This window comes from Dyadobacter sp. CY323 (genome assembly GCF_021390245.1).
In the GTDB taxonomy this organism is placed as follows: domain Bacteria; phylum Bacteroidota; class Bacteroidia; order Cytophagales; family Spirosomataceae; genus Dyadobacter.
Genome location: NZ_JAJUXH010000012.1, coordinates 85,008 through 108,072 on the forward strand (window position 1 = coordinate 85,008; position 23,065 = coordinate 108,072).

Consider the following 23,065-nt stretch of genomic DNA (forward strand, 5'->3'; position numbering starts at 1 on the left):
CATGACGATGTGCAATAGGCCCTGCTGCTTCCCGTTTGAACATTTTTTATTCAAATCCGTCGTTGCGGGGCTTTTTGCCGTCATTTTAATTTCCAGTGGCCCAAAGTCCTGCGGCCAGTCTTATTTTTATTTCGCGAACAAACTGACTCTTCCGGGAGACCCGGCGCTCAACTACCATACCCTTTTAACGGTGCACGACAACGGTTCCGCCGTCGCACGTATAAGGTATATCGAACCAACTTCACAAGAAGACAGAACGGTCGAGATACAAATGCTGGATTCGACGTCTGCGGACAGTAACGGCGATCAAACGCATTACCTTATACGGGACGGAGTTCCGTTTCCCATTCAAGGCATCGGGATTTCGGGTTTTCTATCACCGCGATTCGCATTCATAAAACAAACGGAGGGAAATGACATTTTTTTTGTGCCCCAATCAGTCACCTATCAACTTCCCGACGGAAGTTGGTACTTGTCAGAAATGATCGTAAATCAGCAAAAAACCAACGTTCAGCTGAGAGAGGAAACGGACCTGGTCAGCCTGTTTTTCAAGCCTTCGGATGAATTTTATCAATATTTATTTGAAATACAACCCTCCTACCGCGCCCCCGCAAAAAGAAAGGAAAAGCTCTATCTGATCACCGTTGCCAACACGCTGGACGCAATTGTCGGCACCAGTACCCGGATCGATATGACGAATGTGGTGAATACATTTACCCAGCTGGCGCAGGACCTGAATATGGACATGGTGGTTCAAAAAATAATAGATAACGATCTGAACAAACAGTCTGTCGAGCTTGCGCTGGCAAATTTGCGTCCTGCTTCCATTGATATCGTGGTATTTTATTACAGCGGTCACGGTTTCCGGAAAACCAAAGACCGGAGTGAATATCCAAGAATGTCGTTACGCATTAACGGAAAGGGGGATCTGGAGAAAAACAATCTTGTGCTGGAAGATGTCTACAAGATTTTGTTCCGAAAAAAAGCGCGGGTAACACTGGTCCTGAGCGATTGCTGCAACGAGGCCATCGACGCCCCTCCACGTACTGGGCCTGCTCCCATTCGAACCAGAGGGTTGCCCGGCGCATTGAAACCTCCATTGAACATGCCGCTTTGCGATCAGCTGCTTTTCCCCGCAAGGCCCACGGCGATATTAATTGGTTCCGCGGATAAAAATCAGCTCGCTGTCGGAAATCCTGTTTTGGGCGGGTACTTCACAAACACGTTCACGGTAGAACTTCGGAAAACCCTGTATGGTGCCGGAAAAAGCACTTCCTGGAATGGAATACTGGCAAGTACCAAAAAACAAGCGAGCTGGCTGTCGCTCGGTGCCGAGTGCGCACCGAAAGTTCGTTGTGTGCAAACGGCCAGAGTGAGAGTGATTCCGTAATCTTCCTAGTCCGCGATCAGGATTTCTCGCGGGTCGAACGAATCTGAATTCTCATTCAGCACACGATCACGGGGTTGCAATTGAACGGAGTACTTCTGTACCAATGCTTTCCACCGGGCAGATTGGCGCAACCGCTTCCAGGACGAATCAGTATTCAATACATGACCATAATTAAATCCATTTTCCAGCGCCAGGTTTAATGCAGAAAAAGCCGGGTCCTTTTTTTTCAGCGAGGCATTGAGCCTGGCTATCGAGTAATACCGGTTTGCTGTGACTTTATCCATGCCGGCCGGGTCCGTTGTCCGGGTGTTTATAAATGCATTCAAATACCCGAGTGCATCTGAGTGCCGGCCGGCCAGCCAGTTCGTTTTTGCATATACCATTCCGACGCGCGCCCGCTCGGTATCATTTGTTGCTTTTACATTTTTCAATAATACCAATGCACGATCTGTCGAACCGCTGCGTGCGTAACAGTCGGCCAGCTCAATTTCCTGTGCAGGCGTAGCCTCACCAAGCCGGTGCAGGATTTCCAGCTGGTTCATCGCAAACGTTGATTCATTGATCTCGAAACAATAACCGATGATTCTGCTGCGAAGTGCGGCATCCGGCTCCTGCACGCTGATGAACTCTTTGTACATCAGAAAAGCCTCCTGGTCGTTTCCCATCCAACTATTCAGATCGGCGATAGCCAGCAGGATCTGAGGTTTCGTTTGCAGTTCCCCCGACAGCCTGACGGCCAGTTTCAGACTCGCCAGCGATACTTTCAGCGGATCGTATTTGGGGGTAGGAATCGCTATTTTCTCTCCCGTTCCCGGCAAAATGATCTCTGCATCCATTGTTTTTTGCTCGTCCCCAGGTTCGCGGGCTACCGGATATGTGGCTAAAAATGGATATGCAAAAGCATTAATGACTTCGTAGGCCGCCTGATAGTTACGAACCGGTATTTTATGAAAAGATAAACGGAGCCGGTTATACAAAAACATACCCGCTTTTTCCTGCCATTCCGTGTCACGCGGAAACAATTTCAGCATTCTCCGATAAAAATCGAATGTAGCGGCTTCGGCTGACCGGTTCACTGCGATCCGGTAATAGGTATTTGCTGAATCTCCGAGGTGCAATGGCCCGCGGTCGGGCTGTGCGACGCGGATGTCACCCACTTCCTGGTTAAGCTTTATTTGTTGCAGGTAGATCTTTTCGGCCGCAGGATAATCCGCAGACTTCTCGTAGATAGTAGCCAGCTTGATGTATCCGCCCATTCTGGGTGGCATTTCATACCTGGCCCGCAGCCAATTCTGGCTGGATTTTATTTTCAGCCAAAAAGCAAAAAGCGGGCGGCTTCTTTCCGGCAACACATAATCCCCCCGAAATGCAGCCTGATCTTTCAGTCCCGCGTTTTCAATGGCCGTGATCATCGCATACTGTTCAAGTGCTTTGTCGGCTCGCTTCTGATGCTCGTAAATGGATGCCAGCAGGTAATGGTCTTCGAGTATGTTGTAATGATGATCCATTAATCTTACCACCAAACAGGTATCGGCATCACTGGCTGGCCGCAGGTTTTGTTCTAGAAAAACCAAAAAAGCAGAATCGGATTTATAGGAATGAATGGCATCTAAAAGCAGCGGCTCAGCTTCCTCCCATCTTTTTTCGGCAAAAAGCATTTTACCCATATAATGGTTTAACAAAGGCATGTTACCTGATTTCGCAGCGATTGCTTTTAAACTTATGAACGCAGAATCGGGGTTCGAATGCGGTGATAACGCATTGACCAGTTGCACATAGTGCTTCGCCGCAGGCAATTCAACACTCCCGAACAAATCACATTCGCGCCACTTCGACGGCCTGGGCGCACTGGAAGTCCCGTACGGAAGTTTTAAAAATTCGCTGTTAATAGCAAAACCCTCCATGCGCATGGATGCCAGGGTTAAAAACCGGTCTGCCTTCTCATAATCGCCCGTGCTGATGTACAGGTTGCCCAGCTTTCCGTAAGAAAAAAAATGCCTTCTGTTTACCCGGACGGATTTCAGGAGGTAACTTTCGGCCGCGAGCAAATCTCCCTGTTTTTCCATCATCACTCCCGCATTCGTAAAGTTGTAGGGTAGGTTGTGTTGCAAAGAATCCGTCATTCTGACGGCCTCCACGCCCATTCTCAGATTTTGCGTGGCCAATCCCACCCTTACTTTGTTACTCCACGGAATGGCCCATGTAGGTGCAATTTCAGTGGCCTTGTCAAAGTGTTGGTCGGCTAGCTTGTATTTTTTTCGATGCATGTACAGGTTGCCGAGCTCGTTGTGCACATAAGCCGCGTCGGGCGCCAGTTCCAAAGCTTTTTTCTGATACATAAAGGCCCTTTTAAGCGGTACCGACAGATTTTTGGCCGTTACCATTTCCAGGCGGGCGGTTAAGCCGCTGATGTATGCCTCCTGCACAGCCAGCAAGGAATGCAGATAATGATCCTTGGGGGCAATGTGTAAAACCACGCGGAGCATGTCGATAAAATCCGTGTACCGTTTGTTACCGGAGTAGTAATATTCCCGTTTTTCAAGCTCTTCCAAATCGCCTTCCAGGTATGCATTGATCCTGTCCTGCGCCTGACCGTGAACCATTTGGATAAATCGCTCATTGAAATCGTTTACCACCGGTTTACTTTTCAAAAGCTGATTTTTTGCCAGCAACAAGGTATCTACGTTTGCAAAGAAATAGCTGCTGTCAGCTTCCTGGCCAAGCCGTTTCAGAGAATCGATCTGGTTGTTCAAATGCTGCTGGTACGCAATGCACTCCTTCACCAGCATTAATGGCAGACTATCTTTCGGAATCCGCATATAGTCAGAAAACCGCAGCTTGCTTTCAATGGCTCCGGTTTTCGTTAACCCGAATAAATAATCCACCGGCTGCCGACCGAGCGGCTTGAACATACTCAAAACGGATCTTAACCGGTCCCTCGATTTTTGATCTGACGCGCTGCTGGTTACAGTTTTCAATGCAGCATGGTCCACGATGGCCAGGGTTTGATCCGGATTTCCGTCCAGGGCGGGATGTTGTTTGCGCGAAGTGCGGAGCAACACTTTGTCGGCTGCAAAAGCGGAATCGAGATACGTATTCAATTCCCTCAGCTGGACGGTATCGTCCCGGTCCAGGTCCGCCATCCCATCCAGACCTTTTAATAAATAATACGAAAACACCCCGCGCCCGCCGCCCCAGTCTTCACTCTCATTTGCCTTTTCATTCACGGCACAGGCGGCAAGTCTAATCTCATTATTCAATATCAACCTTAACTGATTCGCTACCAGCTCTTTTCCTTTGTAATAATCGCCCGCTAGTTTCCCTGAATGGCAGGCGTCGGTAACAAGGATTACCGTAGAATTGCTTTTTGCGGAAAGATGGTTGGCGACTTTATTCAGATCTCTGATCGTGATCGCATTGTTTCGGTAGTTGTTCGGCGGCGAGTTATATGCCAGCAGGTATCCCAGGCTCGAATCCTTCTCCGTCTCCACATCCCCGTGGCCAGAGAAGTAAAAATAAGCCTTGTCATTGGCGGTGCATCTTTCCTGCAGCCAGTTTAGAGCATCGTAAATGCCCGCGATGGTCGAATTTTCATTGAGCAATAGTTTAATATTACCCACAGGAACACTTCCTCCCGATTTTGATTGCAGGTGTGCGGCAAACAGCGCGGCATCCTTATCCGCAAACTGGAGGGGCGGCATGTCCGCGTCTTTGTAATTTGTAATGCCAATTACGACCGCATACGATTTGGTTTGGGTCGTATCCTGGGCAAAAATGGGATGATGAAACTCCGGGCAGAAGATCAACAGCAGAAAAAGTCGTTGCCACGGAGCCATAACTTACTTTATCTTAGAACCTGAAAACACGGAGAAGGGTATCTGACTAATGTCCGATGTAGGGTGAAATATACAAAAACACGAATCAATTCCATGGTCCTTAAAAACAAAAAAGTCCTTTTTCTGATCCTCATCGTAGTGACGATCGGATACATTATTTACGACTCGACTTCCCAGCCAACCGTCGACGACCTGAAAGGCAATTTCAGGGAGCTGGCCGTTTACCGGAATGAAAACAATACCGGCCCGATTGTGCGGGTTTATGCGGTGTCGGTGGAAGGTGAGGTTTGGGATGAAATGAGAAAATATGGCGATCTGATGCCTTATACCAAATATGGCACTACAACCGTGTATTTTTTTGACGCTTCAAAACCGGCACCTGAGAGGGTAGCTGCAACGGAGCCGCATTTTAATCCAACTTTCAATCCCGGCTGTCTGGCTGTTTATTCCAAAGACCAGAATGGCGGCATTTCATTCAAAAAGAATCCGTTTTAATAAAGTTCCGGCTTCGAAACAGGCTTATCTCATTGATTTTAGCCATATTCACTTCCCTCAACCCAACTTCTATGAAACACGTTTTAATCCTGCTCCTGATTTTCATTGTCACGCTTTCCTGCAACAAAAAACCTGAATACGACACGATCATCCGCAATGGAATGATCTATGATGGCAATGGTAAAAAACCGTATCCGGCCGATATCGCCATTCATGCAGATACCATCGCTTTTATCGGAGATTTGAAAAACGCCAAAGCGAAAAATGAGATCGATGCGCAGGGAAAAGCGGTTTCGCCCGGATTTATCAATATGCTTAGCTGGGCAGTAGAGTCGCTGATACAGGATGGTCGCAGCCAGAGCGATATCCGGCAGGGCGTGACGCTGGAAGTAATGGGCGAAGGTACCAGCGCGGGGCCATTTAATGCCAAAATAAAAAAGCAATGGCAGGCCGACCAGGGAGATATTAAGTACAAAGTGGAATGGAACACGCTGGGGGAATATCTCAATTACCTTGAAAAAAAAGGCATAAGCTGCAATGTGGCATCATTTATCGGCGCCGGGACCGTGCGCACGTATGTGATTGGCGAGGATAATAAAAAAGCCACTTCCGCGCAACTGGACAGTATGCAGTTACTGGTAAAACAGGCGATGGAGGAAGGTGCGCTGGGCGTCGGATCCTCTTTGATTTACCCTCCGCATTTTTTCGCAGATACGGACGAATTGATCGCATTGTGCACGGAAGCGGCAAAGCATGGCGGCATGTACATTTCGCACATGCGGAGCGAGGGAAACAAACTGGACGAAGCGGTGGAAGAGTTGATTACCATTTCCCGGAAAGCCAACATTCCGGCGGAAATCTACCATATTAAGGCTGTTGGAAAAGACAACTGGCATAAAATGGATGGGGTGATCAAACGAATTGAAAAGGCCCGGTCCGAAGGGTTGCACATTACCGCCGACATGTACACCTACGAGGCGGGTGCAACGGGGATGACATCCGCGTTTCCGCCTTCCTTGCAGGATGGTGGTTTTGGGAAGTTGTGGCAGCGTTTGCAGGATCCTGCAATCCGCGAGCAAATGAAAAAGGTCATGAATTCCAATCCCAAAGAATGGGAAAACCTCTATTATGGCGCCGGATCTCCCGAAAACGTTTTGTTACTGGGCTTTAAACAGGATTCATTGAAGAAGTATACGGGCAAATCGCTGGCGGCATTGGCAAAAATACGGGGCAAGTCTCCGGAGGAAACCGCCATGGACCTGATCGTGCAGGATAGTACGCGGATTGATGTCGCCTATTTTTTCATGACAGAAAGTAACCTGAAAAAGGAAATCGCATTACCCTGGGTCAGTTTTGGTTCGGATGCCGGAAGTTATAGCCCGGAAGGCGTTTTCCTCAAATCACAGCCACACCCGAGAGCCTACGGAAATTTTGCCCGGGTCATCGGCCATTATGTGAGGGATGAAAAAATATTACCACTTGAAAAAGCGGTTTACAAACTAGCCAAACTGCCCGCAACCAACCTGAAACTTAAAAAACGCGGCGAACTGAAAGTCGGTAACTACGCCGACGTGGTCGTTTTCGACCCGGCTAAAGTGCAGGATCACGCTACTTACGATAAACCGCAGCAATTCGCTACGGGTATCTCGGATGTTTTTGTGAATGGTGTGGCCGTTTTAAAAGATGGTGAGCATACCAATGCAAGGCCAGGCAGGTTCGTTAAAGGCCCCGGGTTTACGGGGAAATGACCCGAAATTAGCACCGCAACAGAGGAAGCGTTACCCGATGCAGGTCGGGACGCTTCTTCACAACTCATAACGCTTGCAAGTATACGTACAATTCAGCTGTCAATTTTTCGGTATAGCTCTTTCACATATTGGCCATAATCCACAAAAATCTCCGGTTTGATCAGGTATTCACTGGCACCCATGGACAGGCATTTTTCTCTGATTGATATGACCGGTGATGTCGAGGTAATGATCACTTTGACGTCTGTATAAGCCGGATTGGATTTAATCTGTGAGATGATATCGTAGCCGTTTTTGCCCGGCATGTTCAGATCAGACAAAATGATGTCGGGCAGGTCTGATGGATTTTGTGCGAGCCATTCGAATAAGGTATCGCCGTTTACAAACTCGCCAAGTACATCAAATGCCTCAAATGCCTCAAATTCTTCCCTCATAAAAAAGCGTTCATCTTCGTCGTTTTCGACGATCACCAGTTTATATTGCTTCATAGGATGTGGATGGTTTTTGCCCTGTTTCCCAAAGCGTAAAATAAAATGTACTTCCATTTCCGGGCTGTGATTCTACCCAGATCCTCCCCTGGTGCCGTTCCACAACCTTCTTACATATTGCAAGGCCCATTCCGGCGCCGGGATAATTACGTGCTTCGTGCAACCTCCTGAACGGGTCAAAGATCTTTGAAGTACTGTCGGCATCCATCCCGATACCGTTGTCGGATACGGAATAAAGCGTTGTTCCGTCTTTTACAGTGCACGCCAATCTGATGATGGGCTGCCTGCCGTTGGTGAACTTGATCGCATTGCTGATCAGGTTTTGAAACAGCTGTGTCAGCTGGACTTTGTCCCCGACGACCGCATCTCTATCCAGTCTTTCAACCGAAATGATAGCCTGGGTCGTGTCTAAGGTGCCTTTCAGGTTCAGTAAAACATGGTCGAAAAGCTCGTTCAGCGTAAGATTACTGGTCTTAAGCTGACCCTTACTGACTTGCGAGTAGTTGAGCACGTTCTCAATGAGCTCCTTCATCCTGTTGGCGGCCAGAATGGATTTATTGACATATGTGCCAATGTCGCCAATCCTGCCCTTTTCAATCCTGTCATTAATTAAATATAAAAAGCTTTTGACCGTCCGCAGCGGCTCCTGTAAATCGTGCGAAACAATGGAAGTGAATTGTTCCAGGTCATTGTTTGTACGGGACAATTCAGTATTGATTACCTCCATTTCGCGGGCGATCTGACGATATTTTTCCGAATTCTCCCGGGCGATCTGTTCCGCTTTTTTGCGCTCCGTCAAATCCCTGGTCACCTTTGAAAAACCCACCAGGACCCGGTCCGGGTTATAAACGGCTGTGATCACCACATTGGCCCAAAACCTGCTGCCGTCTTTTCTGATACGCCACCCTTCTTCTTCATACTTCCCTACCTGCCGGGCGATCTTCAGTTCGTAGGCTGGTTTGCCGTTAAAGATCTCTTCCTCAGGATAAAATATCGAGAAATACTTGCCTGTAACTTCCTGCAGTTCATATCCTTTGATTCTTTTTGCACCTTCATTCCAGCTGATTATCCTTCCTTTCTCGTCCAGCATGAAGATGGCGTAATCCGTGACCTGTTCCACCAGCATCCGGAATCTCTCTTCATTCTGCCGTATCGTGGCCGCCTCGATACTTTGTTCCGTCAGGTCCTTGGTTACTTTCGAAAAACCGATCAGCTTATTCTCGTCGTTAAACAGGGCTGTCAGAACAACACTTGCCCAAAACAGCGACCCGTTTTTCTTCATTCTCCATCCCTCCTCTTCGTATTTCCCCACCGTTCTGGCCGTATCCAGCTCAATCGCAGGTTTGTTGTTCGAAAGGTCATTGGAATTATAAAAGACAGAAAAGTGCTTACCGATGATCTCGTCGGCGGTATAACCCGTGAGCTTCTGGCCTCCCTCGTTCCACGTTACGATATTCCCATCCACATCCAGCATGTAGATCGAGTAGTCCTGAACCCCTTCAACCATCAGGCGAAAGCGTTCTTCACTTTCCAGAAGCGCATTTTCTTCAAGCTTCCGCTCTGTAATATCCCGGATAATACATGCGAAACCGGTATGTTGTTCTCCGTTTTCATACAGAGGTGTCAGAACCATTTCGGCCCAATACCTGGCGCCATCCGACCGGCGGTTCCACCCTTGTACCACCAGCTTTCCTTTCGAAACAGCTGCATTCAGTTCATAGGTACTTTTAATCGTATCCGTGTTGTCAAAAGCCAGATAGTGGATCGGTTTGCCAAAAAGCGCGGAACGTTCATAGTTTGTGACAATCTGAGTTGCTTGGTTGCAGTACAGAATGTTCCCAAAAGTATCCAGCTTCAATACTGCCTCGCCCAATCCTTCAAGTACTGAATCTGCTCCGATATCCATTTAATATTAAGTGATTTTTAAGAAGGTACTATATTACAGAGCCCAGCGACAGACCAATTTACTTGCTCTGCCGTGTAAAATGCACGCTGCAAATTTAAAACCAGATTCGGAATAATTCCAAAGCTGACATAGAAAGCAGGCATTTCTATTTTACAGCCGGCAGGCTTTGATCAACCGGGCACATGTATGCCTGTCATGAGCGGCATATACATCCCGCCGACCGCCCAGGCTCCCTTTTATACCACTTACGAAACGGATACTTACAAATAAGTAGATTTTTGCCGAAATATGTTTAAAAAGTCATGCAGTGGTTACATCTGTAAGTTTTTAGCATTGGCTCGACAGATTTCTACTCAGAAATGTGATTTAAACGAACAAACCCTTTAACGTATGAAGAACTACTCAACCACCACCGCATTCCCGTTTGTGAGCGCAGCATCTGAGCTTCAAATTACACCCGCGCGCCCTCATCCGGTCCCTCGCCGGTAACACTACCGGTCCCCCATTTTTCGCCAACATCCGACATAGGTTTAAAATCTATTGTCTGTCCGTACTTAGCCAAAAAAAATAATTCACCAAACCTGATCATCCAACTATGTAGAAAACCAAAAACCCTTTGAATTCCGGACCACATGTCCGCACAACTACTCATCCAATCATTTTTACTCATCTAAATCAATCAAAATGAAGAGAAGATTACCATTACTCCTCATGCTTTGTATGTTCACATGCTTTGGAGCATTTGCGCAACTGCAAGTTTCAGGGAAGGTTACCGATGCAGCAGGCGGAGAGCTGCCTGGCGTAAGCATCGCTATAAAAGGAACCACCACCGGAACCACCACCAACCAGGACGGTACGTTTACAATTTCCGACGTACCGGGTCAAAATTCAGTCATGATATTCTCTTTTGTCGGCTACACGTCACAAGAAGTTAGTATCGGCAATAAAAAAGTGTTCAATATCACTTTGGAGGATGAAAACAAGCAACTTAACGAAGTAGTCGTAGTGGCTTACGGGACCAGCAAGAAAAAGGACCTTACCGGCGCGGTTACGTCGCTTGATTCCAGGACAATTGCGGTACAGTCCAACTCTACCGTAACGCGCGCGCTGGAAGGTGTCGTGCCCGGATTGCAGGTTTCTTCCGTCGACGGGCAACCTGGTCTTGATATGGGTATACGTCTCAGAGGTGCGGGTTCTACCAGCCAAAACAGTTCTAATGCACTCATAGTCATCGATGGTGTACCCGCCGAGCATGAAAATGCCCTGGCGTCGATCAGCCCTAAAGACATAGCAAGCATCAGCGTTCTGAAAGATGCGGCATCTACGGCCGTGTATGGTTCGAGAGGAGCCAATGGCGTGGTGATGGTTACCACCAAAAGAGGAACAAAAGGAAAAACGAGGATCGGGTTTGAAGGTCGCTGGGGTGTAAACTATGCGGGGGCACTCAAATACGACAAGATCACCGACTCGAAAGACATATATGAATATGCGTGGCAGGCGATCTACAATTCGGTTCGCTATGGCGTTGCCGGTAATCCTTCCACAAACGGGACATCTTCCACCAACCTGAAAAACCCGAACATGTCACACGAAGATGCAGCACAATTTGCAAGTGCGCATTTGTTCGATTACGCGGGTTCTACCACAAACTTCCAGTCCAACCTGCTGGGAAACTGGATGCTGTACGACGTGCCGGGTGCAGTATATACCCCAACCGGTAGCGGAACATCCGGCAGCTCAACGATGTCCGGCGCGTATCTGGTAAACCCGGACGGGAAATTGAATCCTAATGCAAGAGAACTTTATCCGGCGGGAAGTTATGACGACTTCTTTCTGGAAAAGAAACTGCGTCAGGAATACAACTTGTCGGCCAGCGGCGGAACAGATAAAATTGACTACTTCACTTCGCTGGGATACCTGGAAGATCCCTCCTACATCCGCGGATCGAAATTCGCGCGTTACAATGTGCGTTCCAATGTAAATGCACAATTATACAACTGGGTGAAGGTGGGTGCCAACATTGGATATACCAACCGAAACACACAATCTCCGGCGACGCGTTTCGGACGTAATGCAGGATCGGCGACTGCCAATGTGTTTCGCTGGATCAATGGACAGAGCCCGCTGATCTCTCTGTATGCCAGGGATAAAGACGGGAACATCAAGAAAAATGCGGACGGCTCCGATATGGTTAATGTAAAACTGGGTGACTCTTATTCTCCGCTCGGACCGACCAAAACGCCGACCTCGGAAGCAAACCTCATCAAATTACTGGATGACGATATCGACACCCGCGCGTCGAATGACCTCAATTTAAAAGGGTATGCGACTTTCAGCTTTCTGAAAGATTTCAGTCTGACTACAAACATTTCATACGATCGTTTCTCGGAAACCAGGACCCGTTACGGCAACAGCGGGACCGGCCCGTACGTGGGCGTGGGTGCATTTGGAAAAACATATCAGAACGTTTCCGTGCTGGATGCTCAGCAGCTGCTCAACTGGGGACATACATATGGAAAACATGCCATTACCGGAATGGCAGGCCACGAGTACTACGAATACAATCTGGACAATTTGAACTATAATTCCGCGTATGGCCTGATCGACGGCTTTCCTGCCTATGCCAACTTTGTGGGACGTTACACCGGCGGTACTTTTTCCGCTCCGGGAGGAAACATCATCAAAACAGCTATGGAAAGTTACTTTGGCCGTTTGAGTTATATTTATGATGAAAAATACTACCTGGAAGCGTCTGTGCGTCGCGACGGTTCGTCCAAATTCAAATATAAGCATAACCGCTGGGGGACATTCTGGTCTGTTGGTGCCGGCTGGAGAATCAGTGCGGAGGAATTCATGAAAGGCACAAATTCGTGGCTGGACGATATGAAGGTACGTTCCAGCTACGGTTTGATCGGGAATCAAAGCGGTATCGGTAATTACTCCGGGTACCAGCTGTGGTCATATGGGGCCGTTTTCACTTCGGGCACGGCCGGTACAGGTATACCAGCTTCCTACACGTTAAGCCAGGGGGCATTTGTAAACGACGGGTTGACCTGGGAAAATACAAGAACATTCGACGCGGGTATCGACTTCACGATGTTCAAACGTGTGCACGGTTCGGTGGACTGGTACAACAAACACACCATCAACTCGGTTTACAACCAGCCTATCGCGATCTCTCTGGGACAGAGCACTCTGACCAAAAACTCGGCAGGCCTGCGTAACCGCGGGATTGAGGTGGATGTAAATATTGATATCATCAAAAGCAAAGATATCAACTGGACCATCGGAGTTAACGGGACACATTATACCACCGTTCTCACCAAAGTTCCGGCGGGTATCGGATCCAAAGAGCTCAACGGAAACTGGACCGCCGGCGTCGACGGATGGGCAGCAAACGGAGGCGGCTCAACGGGTGAGACTGCCTATCTTCGCGGGGTTGGGAAAGATTTTTACAACCTGTATTTTTTCAAATATGGCGGGGTTGATACAAACACCGGATTGCCGTTGTTCCATCACCGTGTTACCGAGGCCGATCACACATCGGGCAAATTCGGAGATACGCCGGTTGGCTCGGATATCAAAACCACCGACTACTCACTGGCGAGCCGCTACGAAATGGGAAGTGCGCTTCCAAAATGGATCGGCGGATTTACGACCTCATTCCGTTACAAGCAATTCGATTTCTCGGCCATTCTTGCTTATCAGCTCGGAGGAAAATACCTGAGTGTTGAATACGCCAACGGTCTTTACGTGAACGGGAACATCGGAAGTGCATTGTCGTCGGAACTGATCGGAAACACCTGGACACCGGAAAACCCGGGTGCAAAATTCCCGATGGCATTTTACGGCAGCACGTATTACACCAATGGAGCTACAATAGGAAGCTGGATGTATTCCGATCTGGGTTTATTTAGTGCATCCTACCTGAATGTGAAAAACCTTTCGATCGGGTATAACCTGCCTGCGTCATTGCTCACGAAAATCAAGGCAAGTAATTTCCGCGTGTTTGCATCTGCCGATAACGTTGCGATGATCACCGGCCATTCCGGTTATGATCCGCGGATGTCCCTGGTAGGCGGACTTGAAGTGGGCGCCTATGGTTATCCTTATATGAGTACGGTGTCAATGGGTGTTAACCTTACTTTCTAAGAACTTTAAAAGCATATTCGAAATGAAAAAATATATTTTAGCGCTCGTAGCAACAGCCATATTCAGCTCCTGTGCTGACAAGCTGGAAATAACTCCTCCAAACAACATTACCGACGAGCAGATACAGCAGCTGCTGGCATCCGGTAATGCCGAGTCCATCAAACTGGTAATGGGTAGTATGGCCAACGGTATGCCGCAACTGTTCAATTTCGCGGGAATTTCCGGTGTCGGTAATGCAGACATGTATTACAGCAACCAGGGACTGGACATGATGCGCAATCTGGAAGGAAATGACATTGTGTTAGGTGACGTTTCGGGTTTGTCGGCATTGGTGGGCGCTCCCGAATATGGGCTGGACAACTTCATAGCGACCTCCTCCAACAAAAACGCAGTGTACTGGAACTATGCATGGAACTGTATCAATCAGGCCAACAAAATGCTCAATTTCCTGACCGATGAAATCGTTGGGACGAATGCATTTCTGATGAATTACAAAGCTCGTGGTCTTGTGGTCCGGGCTTATGGCTACAATTATCTGATGGAGAATTATCAGGATGCCTACCTGCTGGGTGGAAAAGACAAGCTTGGCGTGATGCTGTACGAAAAGTTTTCTCCAACGCAGGCAAACAAGCCGCGTGCCACTTCGGTCGAAACGTATGCATTTATTAAAAACGACCTTACCACCGCGATCAAATTGCTGACGGATGCCGGTACCGGGTACACGACCGACCTTACGGACATTGATCTTGGGGTAGCCAACTTTTTGCTGGCCAGGGTTGCATTGTGGACCGGAGACTGGAATGTAGTCGTAACTGCATGTGACGCCGTCCTTGACAAATATCCTACATTAATGAACCAGGCCCAGTATGGCGGGAAAAATACGGGAACTGCCACAGATCCGGTCTTTTTGCCCGAGTCAAATGGTTTTCTGAACAATGCATCCAATCCCGAGGTGATTTTAGGTTTCCCGGTGGGACAGTCTAAAACGTATCACAATGCCTACACGAATCCTTTCGGGGAAGGAAACGGAGGCGTTTCCCGCGTTTATAAGAGAATTGACAACAGACTCTATGAACAAATGGCACCAAATGATTATCGCAAGGATAATTTCATGGCGGAAGATTTTGGAAACTACACTTACCCCAGTAACAAGACGATCGCTTTCATACCGAAATACACCAATACCAAATTCGCAGCGACGCACGGGATTGGCAGTGCCAACAAAATCGAGGTAGGCACGGTGACCTGTTATTACATGCGCACTTCGGAAGTACTGTTGATGAAGGCGGAAGCGCAGGCACAGCTGGCTAACGAAGCCGGCGCAAAAGCGACATTGAACAAGTTGCTGGCAGCCCGCACCAAAACCGGGGCTACGCCGCTAACCGTGGATACATACCCGTCTATGGCTGGTCTTACCGCGCTCCAGATGGTTTACCTTCAAACCCGTATCGAGCTTTGGGGAGAAGGCGGTCGCGAATATTACAACAACAAGCGCTGGAATATTCCGGTTGACCGCACCAGTTCCAAAAATCACCTGTCGAAAGTAACTTACCCGGTTGCAAAAATGACTCTGGAGATTCCGGAAGGAGAAATTTTGTACAACCCATTGGCTGTGCAGAACTAACGGCTAGCATTGAATTGACATAAAAAAGAGGTGGGACCCAGCGATTCCACCTCTTTTTTACGGGTAAATTTTCCAGTGTACTCCATGGGTGCACGTCGGTTATGACCCTTTCAGGCTTCTTAAAAAGTAATTGGCTTCACAACCGCGGTAACCGCTTTGCCGCACTACGAACAGGGATCCCGCGAGTGGCTGCGCACGGAGGTCCGGTTCCGAAAGATCTTTTCTGGCAGTGGTAATGTACAGATCTTCCAGATTTTCGCCTCCGAATGTGCACGAGGTGACTAGTGATACGGGTAAATGGATTTCGTCGAGCAGCTGTCCATGGCCTGGATCGTACCTTTGGACTTTCCAGCCTCCCCAGATTGCTACCCACAACATCCCCTCATGGTCGACGGTCATCCCGTCGGGGAAGCCTTCCTCCGGCGCTATTTTGATCACGCTCCGTTTATTGGTAATGTCCGCATTTTCGATGTTGTAATCGTATGCAACCACTTCCTGAGCACCGGTATCAATGTAATAGAATGTTTTATGGTCCGGGCTCCACGCCATTCCATTTGAGCAGGTAACATCTTCTATCTTTACCGAAACAGATCCGTTTGTATCCAGTACATATAATTTCCCGGCTTTTTCTTCATCATGTACGGACATTGTGCCTGCCCAAAATCTTCCTGCAGGGTCACATTTTCCATCATTAAACCGGTTTCCGGGAAGGTTTGCCTCGGGGTCGGCGATTGCCCGCATCCGCTGGGTTTCCAGGTTAATGCTGAAAAATCCGTGCTGTAATGCGGCGATCAGTTCGCCGCCGCCGGTGAATGCAATCGCTCCGACCATTTGTCCTGCACTGAAAACTTTGTGTTTTTTTTCTTTTGTAAAAAACTGATGAATCTTCCCCTCCGTGATATCAACCCATAAAATACGCTGGTCGGCCGGGTCCCAGACAGGCCCTTCACCCAAATGGCAGCAATGATCCAGTACAACTTCGGCTTTTTTCATCATTCCAAAAACACAGACTAAACACCGCAACCGGCAGAGAATCAGGCATATTTAATATAAAAGAACAAAACGATCGCCGTAATGAGCAGCCACCAGTAGAAAGGATTACGCAGACCTTGCTGCTGTTCCCGCTCGGCGGGTGGCAACGATAAACTTGCTTTATTCCAGATCAATCCTTCCAGCTCCGCCTCGGGCTTGGGTTTTGTAACCAGGCTTACCAGGATACACGCTGCCATGCACGTCCAGAAAACAATGCCCGTACGGTTGAGGAACGGCATTTGGGGAAAGATAAATTCGATGATCAGGGACAAAGGAATGGTCATGATCCCGGCGGTAAGTGCGCCGGCATGGGTGGTTCTTTTCCATAAAATCCCCAGCAGGAACATCGCCGCTATACCCGGCGTGAAAAGTCCGTACGCATTTAACAAATAGAGAAAAACGGGTTTGTCGGAATGCGCGAGAAACAACCCTGTGCACAGTATCCCGATCACGATAATAATGGCTCCCGAAATCCTGCCAAATCTCACCGCCTGCTTTTCAGAAGCTTTTTTACTGAAATATGGTAAGTAAATGTCCATCGTCAGGATCGTCGTGCAGGAATTAATAGCCCCCGAAAGATGCGACATTACCGCCGCGATCAGCCCAGCCATAACTAATCCGACCAATCCCGACGGAAGCAGATTTTGTACCAGTGTTGGAAAAAGCAGATCCGGTTTTTCCAGATTTGGAAACAATTTCGGCGCTACCAATGCAGGCACTGTGATGATCAACGGAATGAGAAATTTAAGATAATCGGCAAAGATAACGCCCATACGCGCGTGCCACTCGTTTTTCGCCGCCAGTACCCGTTGCACGATAAACTGGTTGGTGGCGCAGTAAAAAACACTGATACAAAGCGAGCCGCCCAGATACATCGTCCAGGGAAAATCGGGATCGCTGGCAGGAAGGATCAGCTCCCAGTCTTTGGAAGTAGCGATGACAGCATCCACCCCGCCCGCAGCATCCACGGTAGCGACGGTAAGGATTATCCCGCCAAGCACCAGTACGCCCAGTTGCAGCATTTCAGTCCAGATCACCGCCCTCAATCCTCCGATAATGGTGTACACGCCGGTCAGTACGGCTAATACCACCACACTCGTCACTACCGGAATGTCCAGTAAAGAATGCAGTGAAAGTGCCCCCAGGTACAGTACCGCGCTGATTTCTACCAAAATATAAGTAAGCAAAATGAGCACTGCGTAAGTTGTTCTGGCGGCACCGCCGAATCTTTTGTGCAAAAATTCAGGGACAGTGTAAAATCCGTTGCGAATGTAAAAAGGCAGAAAAATCCAAAGCAATGCATTGAATCCCATGAAGATAGCTCCCCATTCCATGGCCACGGCTATAAATCCGCGACTGTAAGCCACTCCCATTGCACCAACGAGGTGATGGCTGCTGATGTTGGAAGCGATGATACTCCCGCCGATCATCCACCAGGGAAGCTTGTCACCGGCAAGAAAGTAGTCCCGTTTTGTTTGCTCGCCTTTTCGGGACGCATAAATGCCCAGACCGATTACTCCAAGAATGTAGATTCCAAATATGGTCGCGTCGAGCGCGGTGAGATTGATGTTCATAATTTTTCAGAAATCATGAGTCGGGCCTGGGCGGTTACCTTCTCGGTGAGCAGTTCAAGAGAACCTTTGTCAAATGGAGTTTGCCACACGGCATACATATCCTCTGCATAGAGTTCGGCGGGGGGCAGGTAACCAATGCTCCCGTTGACTACATTCATCACTGCGATGGCATGTGACGGAAAAGCTGCACGCATATCCACCTGAAACTGAGAATAAGCCTCATTGCATTGCCCGATTAAAAGGCTGTCACCAAGCTGCCACATCCACACCGGCATACTGGCCGTAGTCCCGTCGCCGACCACTTTCCGGATGCAGCGTTTTCGCCAAAGGCGTTCTTTCAAAACCCGGTCGTTGCATTCCGCCCATTCGGTTTCAAGTTCAGAAAGAGACGGCATCGGTTTCAATGGATATTCTATCTCAATCATGCTGACATGGAGTTCCTGAGAAGCATTACCCGCTTTTTCGCGCCAGAGTGCGAGCGGCGCGCCGGATTCGACCGCGCGCTCGAAAGTAAAGTCCGATTTTGGGCCGAACATGCTTTCCAGCGTCGCAAGTACTGCATAACCCAGCTGCCTTCCGTACCGGTCTGCCAATGCAGTATCACCGGAATACTGTTCGGCGGGAGAAAGATCGCCCGATGCACCTTGCAGAAACAGCATAGGCGCCCCCGTTTCCGTCTCCACCAGCTCGCGCATGCCGCCTATAAAATCCGGGGAAATCAACCGGTTATCCCACGCCAGGGTTGTAGGGTGGCAGGCATAATTGGCAAGTGTTGCCATGATTTTCCCCTGATCGTCCGTCACGCGGCCAACGAGCAACGTATCGTCTGCCGGGAGTTCAGCATTAAATCCCACGAGGAACCGGTTTTTCTCCGGCTGTGGCAGGTCGCGGTTTTTGGCCAGATTGCATTTACCATACTCCCAGGTCAGTACTGCATTTTTGGGCGAGGATAGTGCTTCATTAACCGCATTAACGGTTATTTCTATCACACGTTCAAGATAGGGCGCGATCAATTCTCCGCCTTGCCTGGCTGCATCGTCCGTACACAGGCTCGGCCCGGCGTGGGTATGCGACAAGCAGAACATGAGCCGCTCCGCATCCAGCGATAATGCATTCAAAATTTCCCTGCGCACGAATCTTTCATCCTCCGCATTTTTCCACCAACCCAGATCCGCAGCGACGATCACCACCGGTTTTTCATCGGGGGCCGATTGAATGGTAAGACAAGTCAGCATTAACGGGCGATGAACACCTTCTGCGACATCATATTGAGAAGCTCCCCAGTTGCGGGAGTAAATCCCTGTCGGCGGCGTGACCTCCTTTTGAGCTACACCGATCAATCCTGAGAAAGACGCATTTTTTATAGTGGGGTACTGTTGGTGATCCATTCAAATAATCTTTAAAAAATCAGGTTAGCAGAGATAAACCTCCATCCATCAGCACCGTACTGCCGGTCGCGTGTTCGTTTTGAGGATGACACAGCTGCACAATTTGCCAGGCCACCGCCTGCGGACTTATTATTTTTTTGATAGGTACTTTTTCGCGGGACACCTCTTTCAAACCCGGATTATTATGCCAGATACCCGCACTTAATCCCGCCTCCACATAACCCGGAGCCACCTCATTGACGAGGATCTGATGCGGTGCAAGTTCCAGCGCCATACACTGGCACAGCATTCGCAACCCCGCTTTGGAAACCGAGTAAGCCGGAATATGAACGTGCACGGAACCTGCGGCCCAGCTTCCGACAAAAACGACCCTGCCCGGATGATGATGGTGAAGCAAACGTGCCGTCGCAGCCTGTGTCAGGTAAAAAGCCCCATCCAGGTTTACCCGGAGTTCCTTTGCCCATTGCTCCGGGGTGATCGCATGAATGCCGCCGATGGTTACAGTGGCTGCATTCGCAATGATGAGACTCGCCACTCCCAGACGGCTTTCTACGTCCAGGACCCAATCGTTAACGGCAGCCGGATCGGTCACATCCACCCGGTTGTACTGACATGAAACGCCGAAGCTTTTCATTTCTTCCAAAAAAGCAGCTGCGTCGGATTCGGGCAAAATATCACCGATGCCGATACTGGCACCCTGCCTGGCAAATTCAGTAGCGACCGAACGCCCGATATCCCCTATCCCGCCACTGAGTATGACCGTTTTACCTTCAAATAGTTTTTCCATTCAAATGTCAAGATTCTGGTATCCTCTTTTTTTAATCAATAAATCACCAGTCGCCCACGCTTCCGTCGCTGTAAAATGAGCGCTGCAACACTTCCTGTTCAAAGGGATGCTTCCTGACTTCTTCCTCATTGATTTCTATCCCAAGGCCCGGTTTTTCATTCGGACGAACGATCCGGCCTTCTTTCTCGACCGTAAAACCTTCACTCACAACCTCGTCCCGCCAGGGAACATCGGAATGCACACTTTCACAAATGATATAGGAAGGAGTGGCAAACCCGAACTCAATGGAGGCCGCGGTGCTCACCGGCCCCTGCGGATTGTGCGGCGCGACGGCAACACGATAAGCTTCCGCCAATGCAGCAATCTTGCGCACTTCACTCAACCCGCCACAATGGGTAATATCCGGCTGAATGACACTCACGGCCCGCTTTTCCAGCAACTCGCGGAATGCGTGCACCCCAATGAGGCGCTCGCCGGTAGCGATTGGTGTTTTTACGGCACGTTGAATTAGAGCGATGTCTTCCAGTGTTTCGGGCCAGCATGGTTCTTCAAAAAAGTAGAGACCATACGGTTCCAGCGCTTTGGCAAACTGCATGCCCATTCTCGGGCTGGGACGTGCGTGGCAATCCACCATAATATCAATATTATCCCCCACTGCCTCCCGCATCGACGCCACGCAGGCTTCCGCATAATGCACCGGTTTCAAACCTTCAAGCGGCATCGTTTCGGGTACGGCCATGGATTTGAATGCAGTAAAACCATCCTCAACCGCCCGCTGCGCCAGCTCGCCGAAACGATTGGCGTCATCGGGACGGGTTTGGTAGAAATCCTCCATTTTACCACCACCCAAATGACAATACAATCGGATATGGTCCCGGACGCGACCGCCCCACAAATGATGCGTGGGAACGCCGTGGATTTTTCCTGCAATATCCCAAAGTGCAATGTCGATTCCGCTGATCGCGGTTCCGCGCACAATTCCGTTTCCATGCCAGAAATGCTGACGGTACATCATTTGCCACAAATGTTCGATGCGCCGGGGATCCTCGCCGACCAGCAGCTGCGATATGTCTTCAATCGCCCCAACCACCGACCGCGTATGCCATTCCAGCGTAGCCTCTCCCCAGCCCCATAATCCCGGCTGGTCCGTTACTACTTTGACAAAGATCCAGTTACGCATCCGCGCATGACAAACCAGTGTTTCAATGGAAGTTATTTTCATAAAATAATGATTGCAATCTGATTGATGAACTACAAAACCGGGCTTCGCTGTACCAAACTCTGAACGACGTCTTCGGTTTTTTCAAGCGTTTCTTCAATGTCCTGCAAACTGTGGGCGAATGAGATGCTGCCTTGTTTAATGGGAAGAGGAAAGTTAAAAATGCCTTTGTCAATCAATTTTAAACGGTATGATTTATCAAAACCAAAATCGTGGTTTTTAAGAATATCATGGAAATCAACCGGCGCGTGATCCATGAAATAAACACAAAACGCGGATCCTTGCCGAGCTACATGAAATGGTCTGCCCATTGAACCAAAAATCGAATTGAGCCCGTCTTCCAGCACCTGGCCCAGCTGATTGACATGCTCGTATACCTTATGAACCGGAGAAGCCAGTTTTTCCAGCGTCGCGATCGCGGCAGCGGTTGTCAGCGGAAATGCATTGAACGTCCCGGCGATCAGCACGCGTCTTGATTTTTCAGGATGAACAAAATAATCCATGTACTTCTTTTTCCCTCCGATCACTCCCAGCGGATATCCATTGGCTACTGCTTTACCAAATGTGCTGAGGTCGGGTTGTACGCCGCAAATACTCTGATAACCGCCTAATGCATGCCGGAAACCCGTTTTTACTTCGTCAAAGATCAATAGAAAACCATCTTCATTAGCCAGCTTTCTTAATTCCTCCAGATACCCGGGTAATGGCTTTACAATGCCGATATTCTGCAAGATAGGTTCAAGTAAAATACAGGCTACCGGAAAATGCCTGATGACATAGCGAACCGAATCAAGGTCGTTGTAATTAATGACGTGGACCAGCGCTTTGTGCTCGTCGGGAATACCCGCTGAAAGTGAATCAAACGGATATTCGCCCGGACTTATCCGCTCGCCCACATCCGCCAATGCGCTGATCACATTGCAGGCAACATCGTTATGCCAGCCATTGTAGCCACCCTGCATCACGATAATGTGGTTGCGACCGGTAACTCCCCGGGCTATACGTATCGCGTGATAGGTTGCTTCCGAGCCGGTTGTGGTAATTTGTATGCTCTCAACAGTCGGTACGGATTTGCAGAATAACTCTGCAAATCTGCCTTCCAGGTCGGTTGGCCCCGCGCCCATCAGCACACTGTCACTCTGAAGAGTCCGGAGCACCGCCTCATTAATGTCCGGATCATTATGCCCTAAAAAAGAAGCTGCAAACCCAGCCTGATAATCGATGTATTTATTTCCTTCCAGATCCCATACATGGCTTCCTGTACCTTTGGAAAAGCAAATATTCGGATCCGATTTCCGGTTCAGGGACACCACACCGCCGGGGATCCATTGCTCATTATTTTTTAGTAGTTCCGACGACTTCGGCCATGTTAAATTCATAATCTGATTATTTAAAACAATACTTAGTAATTAAGTGTGGTGCGTTT

General features: G+C 48.9%; 14 protein-coding genes. 5 read left to right on the forward strand and 9 right to left on the reverse strand.

Annotated features, from left to right (window positions below):
* The first annotated feature begins 1 nt into the window (after position 1).
* On the forward strand, positions 2-1,390 hold the full coding sequence (locus tag LZG72_RS18235; protein ID WP_233875735.1) for a caspase family protein: 1,389 nt from the start codon (positions 2-4) through the stop codon (positions 1,388-1,390).
* A gap of 5 nt (positions 1,391-1,395) precedes the next feature.
* On the opposite strand, the gene LZG72_RS18240 is transcribed toward LZG72_RS18235, so the two are convergent.
* The gene (locus LZG72_RS18240; protein WP_233875737.1) at positions 1,396-5,226 is read right to left on the reverse strand and encodes a caspase family protein; all 3,831 of its coding nucleotides are present in this window, start codon (positions 5,224-5,226) and stop codon (positions 1,396-1,398) included.
* 93 nt (positions 5,227-5,319) lie between these two features.
* Between LZG72_RS18240 and LZG72_RS18245 the strand changes: the two genes are divergently transcribed.
* Positions 5,320-5,721 (forward strand): hypothetical protein, encoded by a 402-nt coding sequence (locus tag LZG72_RS18245; RefSeq protein ID WP_233875739.1) that lies wholly within the window; start codon positions 5,320-5,322, stop codon positions 5,719-5,721.
* A gap of 71 nt (positions 5,722-5,792) precedes the next feature.
* Complete coding sequence (locus LZG72_RS18250) at positions 5,793-7,469, forward strand: amidohydrolase family protein (protein WP_233875741.1); 1,677 nt, start codon at positions 5,793-5,795, stop codon at positions 7,467-7,469.
* A gap of 92 nt (positions 7,470-7,561) precedes the next feature.
* Here the strand turns inward: LZG72_RS18250 and LZG72_RS18255 are convergent, their stop codons facing one another.
* The gene (locus LZG72_RS18255; RefSeq protein ID WP_233875743.1) at positions 7,562-7,957 is read right to left on the reverse strand and encodes a response regulator; all 396 of its coding nucleotides are present in this window, start codon (positions 7,955-7,957) and stop codon (positions 7,562-7,564) included.
* Complete coding sequence (locus LZG72_RS18260) at positions 7,944-9,863, reverse strand: PAS domain S-box protein (RefSeq protein ID WP_233875745.1); 1,920 nt, start codon at positions 9,861-9,863, stop codon at positions 7,944-7,946. Before LZG72_RS18260 ends, LZG72_RS18255 begins: the two co-directional genes overlap by 14 nt.
* A 684-nt stretch (positions 9,864-10,547) precedes the next feature.
* Here LZG72_RS18260 and LZG72_RS18265 point away from each other — a divergent pair.
* Positions 10,548-14,015, forward strand: coding sequence for a SusC/RagA family TonB-linked outer membrane protein (locus LZG72_RS18265; protein WP_233875747.1), 3,468 nt, complete (start codon positions 10,548-10,550; stop codon positions 14,013-14,015).
* A gap of 22 nt (positions 14,016-14,037) precedes the next feature.
* Positions 14,038-15,639 carry a RagB/SusD family nutrient uptake outer membrane protein gene (locus tag LZG72_RS18270; RefSeq protein WP_233875749.1) on the forward strand — a complete coding sequence of 534 codons (1,602 nt, stop codon included), beginning with the start codon at positions 14,038-14,040 and terminating at the stop codon, positions 15,637-15,639.
* 99 nt (positions 15,640-15,738) lie between these two features.
* Here the strand turns inward: LZG72_RS18270 and LZG72_RS18275 are convergent, their stop codons facing one another.
* From LZG72_RS18275 to LZG72_RS18300, 6 genes are read right to left on the reverse strand one after another with little or no spacing between them, the layout of a single operon-like run.
* Positions 15,739-16,635, reverse strand: a complete 897-nt coding sequence (locus LZG72_RS18275; RefSeq protein WP_233875751.1) for an SMP-30/gluconolactonase/LRE family protein — start codon at positions 16,633-16,635, stop codon at positions 15,739-15,741.
* Between the two features lie 38 nt (positions 16,636-16,673).
* The gene (locus tag LZG72_RS18280; RefSeq protein ID WP_233875753.1) at positions 16,674-18,245 is read right to left on the reverse strand and encodes an SLC5 family protein; all 1,572 of its coding nucleotides are present in this window, start codon (positions 18,243-18,245) and stop codon (positions 16,674-16,676) included.
* Positions 18,242-19,633, reverse strand: a complete 1,392-nt coding sequence (locus LZG72_RS18285; RefSeq protein ID WP_233875755.1) for a hypothetical protein — start codon at positions 19,631-19,633, stop codon at positions 18,242-18,244. Before LZG72_RS18285 ends, LZG72_RS18280 begins: the two co-directional genes overlap by 4 nt.
* A gap of 19 nt (positions 19,634-19,652) precedes the next feature.
* Entirely contained in the window at positions 19,653-20,420 is a 768-nt protein-coding gene (locus LZG72_RS18290) for an SDR family NAD(P)-dependent oxidoreductase (RefSeq protein ID WP_233875756.1), read from the reverse strand.
* Between the two features lie 43 nt (positions 20,421-20,463).
* Positions 20,464-21,642, reverse strand: a complete 1,179-nt coding sequence (gene dgoD / locus LZG72_RS18295; RefSeq protein ID WP_233875758.1) for a galactonate dehydratase — start codon at positions 21,640-21,642, stop codon at positions 20,464-20,466.
* Between the two features lie 29 nt (positions 21,643-21,671).
* On the reverse strand, positions 21,672-23,018 hold the full coding sequence (locus LZG72_RS18300; protein WP_233875761.1) for an aspartate aminotransferase family protein: 1,347 nt from the start codon (positions 23,016-23,018) through the stop codon (positions 21,672-21,674).
* Positions 23,019-23,065: the final 47 nt, after the last annotated feature.

Coding starts and splice junctions, on each gene's coding strand:
- LZG72_RS18235 (WP_233875735.1), top strand. CDS start 2: ATGACGATGTGCAATAGGCCCTGCTGCTTCCCGTTTGAACATTTTTTA.
- LZG72_RS18240 (WP_233875737.1), bottom strand. CDS start 5,226: ATGGCTCCGTGGCAACGACTTTTTCTGCTGTTGATCTTCTGCCCGGAG.
- LZG72_RS18245 (WP_233875739.1), top strand. CDS start 5,320: ATGGTCCTTAAAAACAAAAAAGTCCTTTTTCTGATCCTCATCGTAGTG.
- LZG72_RS18250 (WP_233875741.1), top strand. CDS start 5,793: ATGAAACACGTTTTAATCCTGCTCCTGATTTTCATTGTCACGCTTTCC.
- LZG72_RS18255 (WP_233875743.1), bottom strand. CDS start 7,957: ATGAAGCAATATAAACTGGTGATCGTCGAAAACGACGAAGATGAACGC.
- LZG72_RS18260 (WP_233875745.1), bottom strand. CDS start 9,863: ATGGATATCGGAGCAGATTCAGTACTTGAAGGATTGGGCGAGGCAGTA.
- LZG72_RS18265 (WP_233875747.1), top strand. CDS start 10,548: ATGAAGAGAAGATTACCATTACTCCTCATGCTTTGTATGTTCACATGC.
- LZG72_RS18270 (WP_233875749.1), top strand. CDS start 14,038: ATGAAAAAATATATTTTAGCGCTCGTAGCAACAGCCATATTCAGCTCC.
- LZG72_RS18275 (WP_233875751.1), bottom strand. CDS start 16,635: ATGATGAAAAAAGCCGAAGTTGTACTGGATCATTGCTGCCATTTGGGT.
- LZG72_RS18280 (WP_233875753.1), bottom strand. CDS start 18,245: ATGAACATCAATCTCACCGCGCTCGACGCGACCATATTTGGAATCTAC.
- LZG72_RS18285 (WP_233875755.1), bottom strand. CDS start 19,633: ATGGATCACCAACAGTACCCCACTATAAAAAATGCGTCTTTCTCAGGA.
- LZG72_RS18290 (WP_233875756.1), bottom strand. CDS start 20,420: ATGGAAAAACTATTTGAAGGTAAAACGGTCATACTCAGTGGCGGGATA.
- dgoD (WP_233875758.1), bottom strand. CDS start 21,642: ATGAAAATAACTTCCATTGAAACACTGGTTTGTCATGCGCGGATGCGT.
- LZG72_RS18300 (WP_233875761.1), bottom strand. CDS start 23,018: ATGAATTTAACATGGCCGAAGTCGTCGGAACTACTAAAAAATAATGAG.